Here is a 14,563-nt window from a genome sequence, read left to right as displayed (position 1 = left end):
CGTGAAGCACGCGCTCTGCTGGCCCTGGAGGCACACCGTGAGATGGATTGACTGGTTCACACGCTGGCCGGTGCTCCGTCAGTTGAGGGCAGGAGACCTGGACGGGCTGGGAGCCACGGCGGCCACCGGGCGCAGCGAGCAGCTCCACGCGCGCACGCGCGATGCGGACACCGTGAAGCGCTCTGTGTGCCCGTACTGCGCGGTGGGCTGTGGCCAGCTCGTCTACACGCGCGAAGGCCGCATCACGGACATCGAAGGAGATCCAGAGTCACCCATCTCGCGCGGGCGGCTGTGCCCCAAGGGCGCCGCGACCTTCCAGTACGTCACGGGCTCGCAGCGCGAGAAGCACGTGCTCTACCGGCGTCCAGGTGGCACCGAGTGGGAGCAGATCCCGCTGGAGCAGGCCATGGAGAAGGTGGCCCAGCGGGTGAAGAAGACCCGCGACGAGACGTGGGAGGACACGGACATCAACGGCCATGTGGTGCGGCGCACGCTGGGCATCGCGCACCTGGGCGGGGCGACGCTCGACAACGAGGAGAACTACCTCATCAAGAAGCTCTTCACCGCGCTGGGCATCGTGCAGGTGGAGAACCAGGCCCGAATATGACACTCGTCCACGGTGCCCGGTCTGGGCATCTCGTTCGGCCGAGGCGGTGCCACGGGGTTCCAGCAGGACCTGCAGAACTCGGACTGCATCCTCATCCAGGGCAGCAACATGGCCGAGTGCCACCCGGTGGGCTTCCAGTGGGTGATGGAGGCCAAGGAGCGCGGGGCCACGATCATCCACGTGGATCCGCGCTACACGCGCACCAGCGCCATGTCGAGCCTCCACGTGCCCATCCGCGTGGGCTCGGACATCGCGTTCCTGGGAGGAATCGTCCGCTACATCCTGGAGAACGAGCGGTACTTCAAGGACTACGTCGTCCACTACACCAACGCTCCGGCCATCATCCGCGAGGACTTTCGGGACACGGAGGAGCTGGGCGGACTGTTCAGCGGGTGGATGCCGGAGGAGGGCAAGTACGATCCGCGCAGCTGGCAGTATGAGGGGGCGTCGGGAGTGGTGGCGGCCTCGGGCCACAAGCAGCTCTTCGCGGAGCCAGGGGCGGGCCAGGGCTCTCCGCGCGAGACGCGGCTGTCGGCCGCGAGCCACGACTCCACGCTCCAGCACCCGCGCTGCGTCTTCCAGATCCTGCGGCGCCACTTCGCCCGCTACACGCCGGAGATGGTGGAGAGGCTCTGCGGCGTGCCGCGGGACTTGTTCCTCAAGGTGGCCGAGACGCTGTGCCAGAACTCGGGCCGCGAGCGCACCACGGCCTTCTGCTACGCGGTGGGGTGGACGCAGCACACGGTGGGAGTGCAGTACATCCGCACGGCCACGATCATCCAGCTGCTGCTGGGGAACATCGGGCGGCCGGGCGGGGGCATCATGGCGATGCGCGGCCACGCCTCCATCCAGGGCTCGAGCGACATTCCGACGCTCTACAACATCCTGCCCGGCTACCTGCCGATGCCCCACGTGCACCACGTGGGCCGGCTGGAGGAGTACCTCAAGACGAACCAGGCCCAGTCCGGCTGGTGGAGCGAGCTGCCCAAGTACATCGTCTCGCTGCTGAAGGCGTACTTCGGGGACGCGGCGCGCGCGGACAATGACTACGCGTTCGGCTACCTGCCGAGGCTGACGGGGGATCACTCGCACCTGACGACTAGCGCGGACATGGCGGATGGCAAGGTGAAGGGCTACTTCGTCATGGGTGAGAACCCGGCGGTGGGTTCCTCCAGCGGGACGCTGCAGCGCAAGGGACTGGCGAAGCTGGAGTGGCTGGTGGTGCGCGACCCGGTCCTCATCGAGACGGCCGAGTTCTGGCAGCGCTCTCCCGAGATCGCCAGCGGCGAGCTGCGCCCCGAGGACATCCAGACGGAGGTCTTCTTCTTTCCGGCCGCGGCCCATACCGAGAAGGAGGGCACCTTTACCAACACCCAGCGGCTGCTGCAGTGGCGCGAGAAGGCGGTGGAGCCGCCCGGGGACGCGCGCAGCGAGCTTCACTTCCTGTTCCACCTGGGGCGCCGGCTCCAGGAACTCTACGCCGCCTCGACGGAGGAGAAGGATCGGCCCATCCAGGATCTGCTCTGGAACTATCCGGTGTCGGGCGAGCACCAAGAGCCGGATCCGGAGGCAGTGCTCGCGGAGATCAACGGCTACCGGGTGGACAGCGGAGCACCGGTGAACAACTTCGCCGAGCTCTCCGACGATGGCTCCACGGCCTGTGGGTGCTGGATCTACTCGGGTTGCTACGCGAAGGGGGTGAACCAGACCGCGCGGCGCAAGCCCGGCCAGGAGCAGAGCTGGGTAGCCCCGGAGTGGGGCTGGGCGTGGCCGGCCAACCGGCGCATCCTCTACAACCGGGCCTCGGCCGATCCGGAAGGCCGTCCGTGGAGCGAGCGCAAGAAGTACGTCTGGTGGGACGCTCAAGCGGCGCGGTGGACGGGCGAGGATGTGCCGGACTTCATCGTGAACCGGCCTCCCTCGTACCGTCCGAAGGAGGGGGACACGGGCCTGGCCACGCTCTCGGGCATCGATCCGTTCCTGCTCCAAGCCGACGGCAAGGGCTGGCTCTTTGCCCCGAGCGGCATCATCGACGGGCCGATGCCCACGCACTACGAGCCGCACGAGTCCGTCGTTCCGAACTTTCTGTACCCGATGCAGCAGTGCAACCCGATGCGGCTGGAGTGGCGCCGCCGCGACAACCCCTACCATCTGGCCTGGGGCGATCCCCGCTATCCGTATGTGCTCACCACATACCGGCTCACCGAGCACCACACCGCGGGAGGCATGAGCCGCTGGCTGTCTTGGCTGTCCGAGCTGCAGCCCGAGATGTTCTGCGAGGTGTCTCCGGAGCTGGCGCGCGAGCGAGGGCTCATTCACGGAGGCTGGGCGACGGTGTCCACCGCGCGCGGGGAGATCGAGTGCCGGGTGCTCGTCACGGAGCGGCTGCGCCCGCTGAAGCTGGACGGGCGCCGGGTGCACCAGATCGGCCTGCCGTACCACTGGGGCGGGGTGGGCCGGACGCGAGGCGATAGCGCGAATGATCTGGCCGCGCTCGTGGGAGATCCGAACGTGACCATTCAGGAGTCCAAGGCGTTCACCGGGGACATTCGTCCGGGGCGGCGCAGCGAGGGCCATGAGGTGTCGGCTCGGGAGCGGGTGCCTCCGCTGCCGCCCGGCACGCTTGAGCCCAGCCGGGGCTCTGGGCCCAAGGAGCCGCTGCCGCAGCCCATGCAGGAGAGGAAGGAGTAGCGCCAGATGGGCCGCAAAGGCTTCTTTACCGACACCACGCTGTGCATCGGCTGCAAGGCGTGCGAGGTGGCCTGCAAGCAGTGGAACCAGTTGCCGGACGACGGCTTCCACTTCACGGGCATGTCCTACGACCACACGGGCCACCTGGGTGCCTCGTCGTGGCGGCACGTGGCCTTCGTCGAGCGGCCGGTGCCGTTGCAGGGCCAGGAGTCCGGTCTGGGCAACTTCTCCTGGCTGATGATGTCGGACGTCTGCAAGCACTGCCAGAGCGCCGGCTGCCTGGAGGCGTGCCCCACGGGGGCCATCATCCGCACCGAGTTCGACACCGTCTACGTGCAGCCCGACGTGTGCAACGGCTGTGGCTACTGCGTGGTGGGCTGTCCCTTCGGTGTCATCGATCGGCGCCCGGACGACGGGCGCGCCTGGAAGTGCACGCTCTGCTACGACCGGCTCAAGGACGACATGACGCCGGCGTGCGCCAAGCACTGTCCCACGCAGTCCATCCAGTTCGGTGACGTGGAGGAACTCCAGGAGCGCGCCCGGAAGCGGGTGGAGAAGCTGCACGCGCAGGGCGTCACGGACGCGTACCTCTACGGAGTGGACGGAGAGAACCAGCCGGGCACGGGAGGCCTCAACGCTTTCTTCCTGCTGGTGGATCGGCCGGAGGTCTACAACCTGCCGCCGGATCCCGTGGTGCCCACCCGCAAGGGCAAGTCGAGCTGGGCCAGCGTAGGGCTGGGCGCGCTGGGGATGGCGGTGCTCGCGGTGGGGGCGGTGCTGTTGGGAGGGGAGGGGACATGAGCGACTTGAGGCTGGACGAGGCACAGCGGCGCCACGATGGCCGGAACGTGGATCCCGAGCTGGGGCTCCTGCGCGGCGAGGGCTCGCAGCAGCGGGTCGAGCAGATCGACGCGCCGGTTCCCTCCGCGCTGGCCCGGGGAGAGCTGCCCGTGCGTGCTGGCCAGGGCGAGCCCACGCCCACGTACTACGGCCAGCCCGCTGTCAAAGAGCCCGTGTGGATCTGGAGCGTTCCCCTCTACCTCTACGTGGGAGGGCTCGCCGGGGCTGCGAGCCTGCTCGGGGTGGCCGCGCAGCTCTGTGGGCGGGGGCGGCTCGATGGACTGGCGAAGCGCTGCCACTGGGTGGGCGCCGTGGGGGATGCCGTGAGCGGAGGTCTGCTCATCCATGACCTGGGACGGCCCGAGCGCTTCCTGAACATGCTGCGCGTGTTCCGGCCCAAGTCGCCGATGAGCATGGGCTCCTGGTCGCTCGCCGGCTCGGGTGCGGCCAACAGCGCGGCGGTCGTGCTGTCGCACGGACGCGGTTTTCTGGGATGGGCGGGACGGGCCGCGGGCGTGGTGGGCGGACTGCTCGGCATGCCGCTGGCGGGCTACACCGCGGTGCTTCTCTGCAACAGCGCGGTGCCACTCTGGCAGCACACGCACCGCACCCTGCCGCTGCTCTTCATGAGCTCCTCGGTGGCGAGCTGTGGCGCCTTCCTCGAGCTGCTCCCCCTGCACCGCCACGAGCGCCGGGTGGTGCGCGTCTTCTGGCTGAGCGGCACGGCGGCGGCATTGGCGGCAACCGTGGCGGTGGAGCGGGATGCATCACGCTCGGAGCCGGTGGCCAGACCGCTGCGGACCGGAGCATCGGGAGCGCTGTGGAAGGCGTTCAAGGTGTGCACCGTCGCGGGGCTCGGACTGGCGCTGTGGCCTGGGCGCCAGCGCTGGAAGACGGTGGCGGCCAGTGCGTTGACCACCGTGGGCGCCCTGGCCATGCGCTTTGCCTTCTTCCACGGGGGAAAGGCGAGCGCGAGAGATCCTCAGGCCACTTTCCGCTCCCAGCGTGACGGGCTGGGCGCGGCGGAGGTGGGCCCTGCCTCACAGGTTCTGCGGGACTCCCGCCCGGATCGCTTCCCCCTTCCGGTGTTGCGCTGAGCCCTCCTGTGCTCACCGCCGCCGCGTGGGGGCCTTGCCCTCGGGAGGCGATGAGGGTGGCTGCGGGAGGGGGTCGCGAGCACACGCTGCGGCGCGCTCGAGCAGCACGCCCTTCTCGCGTGCGTTGCGAGTCAAGGAGGCCGCGCGCTCGAACTCCCCGCGAGCCTCGTCGTAGCGGCCCAGCTTGAAGAGCAGGTCTCCGCGCACGCTCGGCAGCAGGTGGTAGCCCTGGAGCGACGGCTCCTCGGTCAGCTCATCGACGAGCTGGAGCCCTATCGCGGGGCCGAACGCCATCGAGAGCGCCATGGCGCGATTCAGCTCGATGACAGGAGAGGGCGAGAGCTGGGCGAGCCCCGTGTACAGCGCGGCAATGAGCGGCCAGTCCGTCTGCTCCGCGGTCCGTGCGCGGGCGTGGCAGGCGGCAATCGCGGCCTGGAACGTGTACGGGCCTCGCTCGGGAGAGAGCGTCTCGGCCCGCGCCAGCGCCGAGAGCCCTCGGCGGATGAGCAGCTGATCCCAGAGCGCGCGGTTCTGATCGAGGAGCAGGATGGGCTCGCCCGACGGACCCACCCGCGCCCTCAGGCGCGAGGCCTGGATCTCCATGAGCGCGACGAGGCCGTGGACCTCCGGCTCCTCGGGGACGAGCCCCGCCAGGATGCGGCCCAGACGGAGCGCGTCCTCGCAGAGCGCGGGCCGCACCCAGTCATCCCCGGCGGTCGCCGAGTAGCCCTCATTGAAGACGAGGTAGATGACCTCGAGCACTGACGACACGCGGGCCTCGAGCTCGGGCCCCCGGGGAACCTCGAAGGGAACATGGGCCTCGGCGAGGGTCCGCTTGGCCCGGACGATCCGCTGGGCGACGGTTGGCTCCGGGACGAGGAACGCGCGGGCGATCTCCTCGGTGGTCAGGCCTCCGAGCAACCGGAGGGTGAGCGCCACGCGGGCCTCGGTCGAGAGCACTGGGTGACAGGAGATGAACACGAGCCGCAGCAGGTCATCGCCCACGGAGTCGTCGATCGCGGCGTCGAGGTCCTGCACGGACAGCGCCTGCTGGGTTTCGAGCTCATGACCCAGCTCCTCGTGCTTTCGCTCGAGGCGCTGCTTCCGGCGCAGTTGGTCAATGGCGCGATGCTTCGCGGAGGCCATGAGCCAGGCGCCGGGGTTGTCTGGGACGCCCGACTTTGGCCACTGCTCCAGCGCGGCGACGAGCGCGTCCTGCGCCAGCTCCTCGGCGAGACCGACGTCGCGCACGAGCCGGGTGAGACCCGCGATGAGCCGGGCCGACTCGATTCTCCAGACCGCGTGGATGGCACGATGCGTCTCGGAAGCCGTCACGGCTCGCGACTAGAGCATCTTCCTCCGCCCGCGCAAGGCGCGAGGCGCACCGTGCCTCGCAAACTGCTAACCGCGGCGCGACTCGGTGAGGGCGCGGAGCTCCTCTTCCTTCCGCCGGACCTCGCCGGTGGGGTCACTCGCCGCGAAGTCCTCCGCATCGAACACCTGGCGCAGCTCGATCTCGCTGTCCTCGTTCATGGGGTTGGGGCAGCGCTTGAGCCACTCGATGGCCTCCTCCTTGGACTTCACCTGCCAGAGCCAGAAGCCGGCGACCAGCTCCTTGGTCTCGGCGAAGGGACCGTCGATCACGGTGCGCTTGGGGCCGGAGAACCGGATCCGCGCTCCCTTGGAGCTGGGGTGAAGTCCCTCGCCCGCGAGCATGATGCCGGCCTTCACCAGCTCCTCGTTGTACTTCATCATGGCGGTGAGCATCTCCTCGCTCGGCATCGTGCCCGCCTCGGACTCCTTCGTCGCCTTCACCAGGACCATGAACTTCATCGTTGTCTCTCCGTCTTGCACCGGGGTTCATCCCCGGTTCTACAAATGCGTCGACTGAGAGGGCGAGAGATCGACACGGCATTTCGATCTTTTTTCGGCAATTGCTAAGTGCCTGAAACAACAAGCCTTCAGGGCGTTTTGTCCGCTGCGGCCTCCATCCGCTTCGCCGCCCGGGCGAGCCGCTCGGACGCCTGACGAAGGAAATCCACGAGTTCCTGGGGCTCGTGCACCTCGAACTCGAATCCGAGGAACCCGAGGTGGAACGCCAGCACTTCGAGGGTCGCGGCGCCGGTGTGGAGGAGGCAGCGGTCCGGCGCCAGCTCCTCGATGCGCCCGGCCACGCCGGACAGCCGCTCGGAGACGACGTGCGCGGGGGCAAGCACCGTGGCGCGGGCGCGGAAGCGGTACACGTCTGTGGAGACGGACTGGGACACGTAGGCGGCCACGTCCTCGGAGGGGAGGGGGCGGGGCTTGAATCGCCGTCCAGGCTTGGGCTTCCCGCCGATGCGATCGACGCGGAAGGTGCGCCAGGCCTCCCGCTCCACGTCGTACGCCAGGAGGTACCAGCGGTAGCGGGTGTGGACGAGCCGGTAGGGCTCGACGAGGCGCTCGCTGGCCACGCCCTGGTGGCTGCTGTAGTCGAAGCGGAGGAGCTCGCAGTCGCGGCAGGCATTGGCCATCACGGCCAGGGCCTCAGCATCGAAAGTGGGCCCGGTGTCGCCCAGCCGGACGCTCACGGCGTGCAGCGCGCTGACCCGGCGCCGGAGCCTCTTGGGGAGCACCTGCTCCAGCTTGGCGAGCGCCCGCACCGAGGCCTCCTCCATGCCCGTCACGGACCCGGTGGCGGCCACGCGCAGCCCCACGGCGACGGCCACGGCCTCATCATCCTCGAGGGGGAGGGGCGGCAGCTCCTTTCCAGCGCCGAGCTGGTAGCCGCCGCCAACGCCCGCGGTGGCATGCACGGGATAGCCGAGGCTCCGGAGGCGGTCCATGTCACGGCGGACGCTGCGCTCGGTCACCTCGAGCTGGCGCGCCAGCTCCTCGCCCGACCAGAAGCGCCGGGACTGCAAGAGGGACAGCAGGCTGAGCAGCCGAGCGGAGGTCTGGACCACGGAGGGCTCCTCGAATTGCGGACCGAATATGTCCGCGACCCTTCTTACTCTTCAATCAACCACAGGGCGAGACCCCGAGCGGGTCTCGGCCCCCTTTTCAGGAGCTTGTGCCATGAGCAACGCCCCCTCCACGCAGACGACGAAGACCGCTGGCTTCCAGACCTATCGAGGCAGCTGCCAGTGCGGCGCCGTGCGCTTCGAGGCCGACTTCGACCCGAGCCAGGGAACGACGCGGTGCAACTGCACGGTGTGCACGAAGACGGGGTCGTGGGGCGTGCTGATGAAGCCGAGTGCCTTCCGGCTCCTCTCCGGCCAGGAGGTGCTGGGGGACTACTCGCGCTACGAGGCCGGGCATGCCCGGTTCTGCAAGGTCTGTGGGGTCCGTACCTTCGGGCACGGTGACATCCCGGAGCTGGGAGGGGCGTTCTACTCGGTGAACCTGAACTGCCTGGACGGCGCGGACCTGACGGGAGTCCCGGTGCGGTACCTCGATGGGCTCCACGACACCTGGGCGGAGCTGGCCGTCATGCCGTACGTGAGCCCGTTTGCCGCTGGGGGCGGGCGCTCCGTGTTCAAGGAGGCCTGAGGGCCGCTGAAAAAAAGTGAGCCCGACCAGGGTATCCTCCTGGCCGGGCTCGGGGTGCTGCCATTTCGTGAGGCCTACACGTTTAAGTCTGCCGCTGAGTTTGAGGCCCCGCGCTCTGCGATTGAGCTACCGCCTCAGAAGGGTGCTGCGAAAGAGGCGGGCTGGAATTGCACCAGCATCTCGGGGGGAGGGGCGGCAAACGTTCGATTAGGCCTGCGACAGCGGATGCTCAGTCTGGAGTGAGAGTCTGAACCTGGGGTGCTCCACGGGCTCCTACCGCTTGCCTCTACCGGGGTTGGGCTACCCCGCCGCAGGGGAGTGGCGGGGGCAGGGCTCGAACCTGCACTGACGGCGGAAGAGGGACCGCTCGGCATCAATTTGAGTTTCAGTTTGAGCTTGCACTCCAAACTCTTTGGTCAGCGCGAACGCTCACCAAACACGTAGCCGAACACAGCGTCTCCGGCTTTCATTTCCTCGACCTCGGCGTTGTTGGCCTCCTCGCGGGCGAACTTCACGGCCTGCTGCAGCTTCTCCACGCGCTCGAGCATGTCCTCGATGCGGGAGGCGGGCAAGGCACCCGAGTACTTCACGGTCTTCCAGTAACCGACCACGATGTCCTCGTAGTACACGTCCACCTGGGCGGGGTGCTTGTCCGTGGCCTCGGCCTTGATGTGGTTGCGGGGAACCTTCTTCGTCTTGGCCGTCTGAACGGGCTCGGTGGCCCAGAGGCCCTGAGCGGGATCCGGCACCCACGTCTCGCTGGGGTCCAGCGCAGGCAGCTTCTTCACGAAGGTCTGCAGGTCCACCAGCTGCTTCTCCAGGAACAGGAGGTACGTGGCCGGCACGTTCTTGAGGAGGACCTTGCCGTCGACGACGACGTCCGCCTTGGCGCGGCAGTTGGTCACGTCCTTGGTGGCGGTGACATCGAAGAGGCGGGTGAGGATCTCCTGCGTCTTCTTGAGCATCTCTTCCGCGCGCATCTGAACGCGGGTGGACTCGGGGGGGAACTTCTCACCTTCCTCGTCCCGGGGTTGATACGTGCGCGAGATGCCCGACAGCAGCTGGGGCTTCTGCAGCGCATGGTGGGCATCGCTCAGCTCCTGGTGGGAGCGGCTCTTGATGCCCTTCTCGACGGCGATGATCTGGTTCAGCTTGGCCATGACGTTCTCTTCACTCGTTAAAAGGTCTTTTGATGCACGCGACGCAGCATCGGCCCTCGATCTGACGCCTGCGCGCGCTGGAAAGCGTTGGCGGAGGTCAGGGCCCAGTCTATAGAGACCGGCCTCTCTTTCACCTTCCTGGAGTAAGGACCGTGAGGATCATGAAGAACTCTGTCTTCGGATACGTGTGTGCTGCTCTGGTGGTTCTGGCCGCGGGCCCCGCAGCCGCTCAGCTCAAGCTGCCGGCTCCCAGCCCGGGCGCCAAGGTCTCGCAAGAGGTGGGCCTGACCGACATCTCGATCGAGTACTCCAGCCCCGCTGTCAAGGGCCGCAAGATCTGGGGCGACCTGGTTCCCTGGGAGAAGCCGTGGCGCACGGGCGCCAATGCCTCGACGAAGATCACCTTCAGCCGCGACGTGACCTTCGGCGGCAAGCCCGTGCCCGCGGGCACCTATGCCATTGTCACCCTGCCCGCGCAGAAGGGCTGGACCGTGGTGCTGAGCAAGGAGCTGGGCCTGTGGCAGGGGAAGACCTATGACGCCAAGGACGATGTCGTCCGCGTCCCCGCGACCACCGCCGCCATTCCCCTCCGCGAGCGGCTGACGTTCCTCTTCTCCAACACCACGGACAACGGCACCACGCTCGACCTGGAGTGGGAGAAGCTGCGCGTCTCCGTGCCCATCCAGGTGGACACTGCCGCCCAGGCCCAGGCCAACATCAAGGCGGCCGTTGATGGCGCATGGCGCGCCCCCAATGCCGCGGCTCGTTATGAGCTGGAGACCACGAAGAACCTCGACGCGGCGCTGAAGTACGCGGACCTGTCCATCGCCATCCAGCCGACCTGGTACAACCAGTGGACCAAGGCGGAGGTCCTCGCGCAGAAGGGCAACTACACGGAGGCCCGGAAGTTCGCCCAGGCGTCGTGGGAGCTCGGCGAGAAGGACCCCAACTTCTTCTTCAAGGACGCGGTCGCCCAGGCGCTCGCGGACTGGAAGAACAAGAAGTAGTCAGCGGCCCGAGCCACTCGCTACGAGGCGCCGGTAGAGCGCTTCGTAGCGGTCGATGGCCGGGTCCTGCCGGAAGCGCTCGAGGACGCGCTCCCGAGCCCGCCGCGAGAAGGCGGTCCAGCGCTCTCGGTCGCTCACCAGCGAGAGCACGTGACGGGCCATGCCCTCCACGTCGCCCACCGGTGACAGCAGGCCGGTCTCTCCCAGGTCCACCAGCTCCGGGATGCCACCGATGGTAGTAGCGACCACGGGCACGCCGCAGCTCAGCGCTTCGAGCGCGGCCAGACCGAAGCTCTCCTGTTCGCTCGGAAGCAGGAAGACGTCGGCCGCACCGAGCAGCTCCACGAACTGGTCCTGCTTCCCCAGGAAGGCCACGCGGCCCTCCAGGCCCAGCTCCCGGAGCTTGCGCTCGGCTGGGGAGCGCTCGGGGCCGTCTCCGATCATGATCAGCCGGCTCGGCCGCTGACGGTGGACCTCGGCGAAGGTGGCCACCACATCGCCAATGCGCTTGACCGGCCGGAAGTTCGAGACGTGGATGAGCACGGGCTCCGTGTCCGCCAGGTCTGGGAAGATCGGCCGCAGGCAGGCTCGCGAGCGCACGGGCGCGTAACGCACCGTGTCCACGAAGTTGGCGATGACCTCGATGGGGAAGGTCTCCGGGATGCCAAAGCCCTCCCAGGTCGCCCGGCGGAGGTATGCGGAGGGCACCGTCACCGCATCGCTGCGCAGGATGGAGAAGCGCGTGATGGGCAGGTAGCTGGGATCCGTGCCGATGAGCGTCGTGTCCGTGCCGTGCAGCGTCGTCACGATGCGCGGCGCCTTGGGCCCGAGCACCTCGCGAGCCATCCACGCCGCCGTGGCGTGGGGCACGGCGTAGTGCACGTGCAGGATGTCCAGGGACTCGTAGCTGGCCACCTCGATCATCTTGGACGCGAGCGCCAGCGGGTACGTCCCCGAGTGCTGGAGCGCCGGGTAGTCGCTCTCCGTCACCTCGTGGAAGAGGATCTGCGGGTGCGTGCCGCGCAGGCGCACGGGCACATCACGCGCGATGAAGTGGACGCGGTGGCCGCGCTCCGCCATCGCCAGACCGATCTCGGTCGCGATGAGGCCACTGCCTCCAAAGGTAGGGAAACAGGTAATGGCCAGGTTCAGGCGGTCAGTCATCGGCGCTCGGGGAAGAACAGCGGCCGGGCGAAGCTATTCCGGCGGAAGTGATCCACCGGATCGGCCAGGCCCAGGGTCTCCCGGAGCACGTAGGGCTCGCCGTAGGCCACGCCAATCTGAGCGCCGTAGAAGCGGTCACGCGCCTCGAGCGAGCTGAGCGACAGCGGCGAGCCCACCAGGGTAGGCGGAGCGTCCGCGCGGGGCTGCACCTGGCTCGCATAGCAGAGGATCGCCTCCTGCTTGCGCTCGAAGGCTGCGGTCACGTCGATGACCACGCTCGGTTCGGCCAGGTGCCGCATCGGGTAATAGAGGACCTGTCTCGGGGTGAAGGACTCCGAGGGCGGCTCCGTCTCGAACTTGCGGACGGACGCGAAGAACAGGGCGCGCGTCACGAGCGCGCTGGTGGCCTCGTGATCCGGGTGGCGCTCCTTCTCCCAGGGGGCGATGACGAGCTCGGGGCGCAGCCGCCGGAGAACCTCGACCACCCGGGCCACGGGGGCCGTCACTGCACCCTCGGTGTCATGTCCCTCGAAGCCAGCCCACGGCGTGACCCAGCCATCGGGCAGGCCCAGGTTCTCCCGCATCGAGAGGCCCAGCACTCGCGAGGCGGCCTCGGTCTCCGCGGCGCGGGTCTCGGGCGTGCCTCGGGAGCTCTTCTCCCCGCGCGTTAGGTCGACGATGCCCGTGCGGTAGCCCCGGCTGGCCAGGCTCGCCAAGAGCCCTCCGCAGAAGAGCTCCACATCATCGGGGTGAGGCCCGAACGCGAGCACATCGAGGCCATAGCTGGGGCCGGTCGCGGTCATGGCTTCAGGTCCTTCAGTTCTCCAGAGAAGGGCTCACATGCCTCGAGCACGAGCCGGGTGAAGCCGCGGGTCCCGAAGCGGCACGCGTAGTAGGGGAGGCTGTAGATGCGCTCCTGCGGCGCGCCCTGCGGGACGAGGTACGTCCGCAGCCGATCCAAGCGCTCGACGGTGACTTGATCCCGCTGGGCGACGGCGCGCCCGTACTTGGCCACGAGGCGCGAGAGGGCAGTCCGGACGCTCTCCTCGGTGCGCTCGATGGCATGGGCGAAGCTCGGGTCGAGCGTGGCCATGCGCTCGCCGAGGCGGGAGAGCTCGGGGGCCAGGGCACCCATGAGCCGGGCCTCGACGGCCTCGGGGGGATCGAAGCCTTCCCCTGCGCTCCGGGCGGCGAGGCGGGCCAGCAGCTCGTCACGTGGCGTGCTCACGTCGTCCGGGGAGAGGCCCAGCTTGTCGAGCAGGCTGCGCGTGCGGTCGTCGAGCACCCGGAACCGGGCTCGTGGCACCACGAGCGGCATCGGGAGCCCCAGGTGCTGGTAGAGCGGCGCGAGCTGGGCGAAGTAGGCGATCTCTCCGGGGCCTCCGACGTACGCGGCCGTGGGTAGCCACGTGTCCTGGAGGAGAGGACGCACCAGGGCCGAGGTCGTGAAGCGGAGCGGCTCACGTTCGAGCCAGCCGAGGAGCTCGGCTGTCGTCACGGACGCGCCCTCCGGGTGGCTGACGAGGCTCCAACTGCCGGGCGCGGTGGGGTCGAGCCGGTAGCGCGCACCCTCGGGGCCCTCTGGAGAGAAGAAGCTGAGCGGCGAGCCCGGACGGATGTGGACCTGCTCGGAGAAGCCAGCCTCGGTGAGGGCGTTGCCCCGCTCGGCGAGCGCGGAGGCGATGGCCGAGGCTTCCTCGATGGCTCTGCGGTGGATCGGCGCGGCGAGCGGCGCCAGACGTGCGTCGCGCGGATCGAGGAACACGAGCCCCTCGTCCGCGAAGATGGCAGAGAGGACCTGAGCGAAGGCCTCCACCATCGGGGCCTCAGGGCGATAGGCCCGCTCCAGCAGCTCCAGGTGCTCAGCTGCGAGGGACTCCCGACCCAGCTCGGCGCGCAGGGCCGTCAGGGCGCGGGTGACGTTCTCCCCCAGGCGACGGTAGGCCACGGGAGCCCGCGAGGTGGCCGCGTCTGGGTGCTCCAGGGCCGAGCGCAGGGGCTCGCCAGTGCCGCGCGGGGTGAGGCAGTGATCGATCTCGGGGAGATCGTGGTCCTCGGTCTGCAGCCAGAAGATGGGGACGCAGGGCCGGCCCGTCTCTTCCGTGAGGGCCCGGGCGGCGGTGATGGCCGAGGCCGCCTTGTAGAGCGTGAAGAGGGGCCCCAGGAAGAGTCCCACCTGTTGCCCCGTCACCACGGCAACGGTGCCAGGGCGGCCGAGCAGCTCCAGGTGGCGCTCACGGGCGGGGCTCGGCGCGAGCCGTGCATTCTGGGCCACGAGCACGTCCAGCAGCGCGGGGGACACCGCGCGAGAGGCGGCCGCAGCCACTGCCTCGGCGCGGGAGGCGCGGTGGCGGAAGCGATCCGGAAGGAAGGAGAGAGCCCGCGGATCTCCGCGGAGCCAGGCGCTCGAGAACGAGGACGTCACGGGGCGTCCTGATAGCAGGTCGGAGGAGGATTCTCTTTTCT

General features: G+C 68.7%; 12 protein-coding genes. 5 read left to right on the top strand and 7 right to left on the bottom strand.

From position 1 onward, the window contains the following. Nucleotides 1–37 precede the first annotated feature (37 nt). Genes fdh through nrfD form a run of 3 tightly spaced genes read left to right on the top strand, consistent with a single transcriptional unit; the run spans nt 38 to nt 5,235 of the window. Nucleotides 38–3,298 (top strand): formate dehydrogenase, encoded by a 3,261-nt coding sequence (gene fdh, locus DB31_RS02195; RefSeq protein WP_083967969.1) that lies wholly within the window; start codon nt 38–40, stop codon nt 3,296–3,298. 6 nt (nt 3,299–3,304) lie between these two features. Then, nucleotides 3,305–4,099: a 4Fe-4S dicluster domain-containing protein gene (locus tag DB31_RS02190; protein WP_044181251.1), complete on the top strand. Its 795-nt coding sequence runs from the start codon at nt 3,305–3,307 to the stop codon at nt 4,097–4,099. Then, nucleotides 4,096–5,235, top strand: a complete 1,140-nt coding sequence (nrfD, locus tag DB31_RS02185; protein ID WP_044181249.1) for an NrfD/PsrC family molybdoenzyme membrane anchor subunit — start codon at nt 4,096–4,098, stop codon at nt 5,233–5,235. The genes DB31_RS02190 and nrfD overlap by 4 nt, the downstream gene beginning before the upstream one ends. Before the next feature lie 12 nt (nt 5,236–5,247). On the opposite strand, the gene DB31_RS02180 is transcribed toward nrfD, so the two are convergent. The 3 genes from DB31_RS02180 to DB31_RS02170 all read right to left on the bottom strand — a co-directional run bounded on the left by DB31_RS02180 (nt 5,248) and on the right by DB31_RS02170 (nt 8,180). Next, nucleotides 5,248–6,570, bottom strand: coding sequence for an RNA polymerase sigma factor (locus DB31_RS02180; protein ID WP_044181246.1), 1,323 nt, complete (start codon nt 6,568–6,570; stop codon nt 5,248–5,250). Nucleotides 6,571–6,636: 66 nt separating this feature from the next. After that, nucleotides 6,637–7,068: a YciI family protein gene (locus tag DB31_RS02175; RefSeq protein ID WP_044181244.1), complete on the bottom strand. Its 432-nt coding sequence runs from the start codon at nt 7,066–7,068 to the stop codon at nt 6,637–6,639. Nucleotides 7,069–7,196: 128 nt separating this feature from the next. Continuing rightward, the gene (locus tag DB31_RS02170; protein ID WP_044181242.1) at nt 7,197–8,180 is read right to left on the bottom strand and encodes a helix-turn-helix transcriptional regulator; all 984 of its coding nucleotides are present in this window, start codon (nt 8,178–8,180) and stop codon (nt 7,197–7,199) included. Nucleotides 8,181–8,292: 112 nt separating this feature from the next. Here DB31_RS02170 and DB31_RS02165 point away from each other — a divergent pair, with 112 nt between their 5' ends. Continuing rightward, nucleotides 8,293–8,766, top strand: coding sequence for a GFA family protein (locus tag DB31_RS02165; protein WP_044181240.1), 474 nt, complete (start codon nt 8,293–8,295; stop codon nt 8,764–8,766). Between the two features lie 416 nt (nt 8,767–9,182). On the opposite strand, the gene DB31_RS02160 is transcribed toward DB31_RS02165, so the two are convergent. Beyond that, complete coding sequence (locus DB31_RS02160) at nt 9,183–9,926, bottom strand: DUF7873 family protein (RefSeq protein WP_044181238.1); 744 nt, start codon at nt 9,924–9,926, stop codon at nt 9,183–9,185. A 161-nt stretch (nt 9,927–10,087) separates the two neighbouring features. Between DB31_RS02160 and DB31_RS02155 the strand changes: the two genes are divergently transcribed. Next, nucleotides 10,088–10,933: a DUF2911 domain-containing protein gene (locus DB31_RS02155; protein ID WP_205628451.1), complete on the top strand. Its 846-nt coding sequence runs from the start codon at nt 10,088–10,090 to the stop codon at nt 10,931–10,933. Here the strand turns inward: DB31_RS02155 and bshA are convergent, their stop codons facing one another. The 3 genes from bshA to bshC are packed head-to-tail and all read right to left on the bottom strand — an operon-like array spanning nt 10,934 to nt 14,522. Then, nucleotides 10,934–12,097 carry an N-acetyl-alpha-D-glucosaminyl L-malate synthase BshA gene (gene bshA / locus DB31_RS02150; RefSeq protein WP_044181231.1) on the bottom strand — a complete coding sequence of 388 codons (1,164 nt, stop codon included), beginning with the start codon at nt 12,095–12,097 and terminating at the stop codon, nt 10,934–10,936. Continuing rightward, the gene (gene bshB1 / locus DB31_RS02145) at nt 12,094–12,900 is read right to left on the bottom strand and encodes a bacillithiol biosynthesis deacetylase BshB1 (protein WP_044181229.1); all 807 of its coding nucleotides are present in this window, start codon (nt 12,898–12,900) and stop codon (nt 12,094–12,096) included. The genes bshA and bshB1 overlap by 4 nt, the downstream gene beginning before the upstream one ends. Further along, a complete protein-coding gene (gene bshC, locus DB31_RS02140) occupies nt 12,897–14,522 on the bottom strand; it encodes a bacillithiol biosynthesis cysteine-adding enzyme BshC (protein WP_044181226.1) in 1,626 nt (541 codons plus the stop codon). Before bshC ends, bshB1 begins: the two co-directional genes overlap by 4 nt. Between the last annotated feature and the right edge of the window lie 41 nt (nt 14,523–14,563).

Origin of the sequence: Hyalangium minutum, from assembly GCF_000737315.1 — a bacterium.
Lineage (GTDB): Bacteria > Myxococcota > Myxococcia > Myxococcales > Myxococcaceae > Hyalangium > Hyalangium minutum.
Note: the sequence above shows the minus strand (reverse complement) of the source record. Positions and strands in the feature narration are given on the sequence as shown.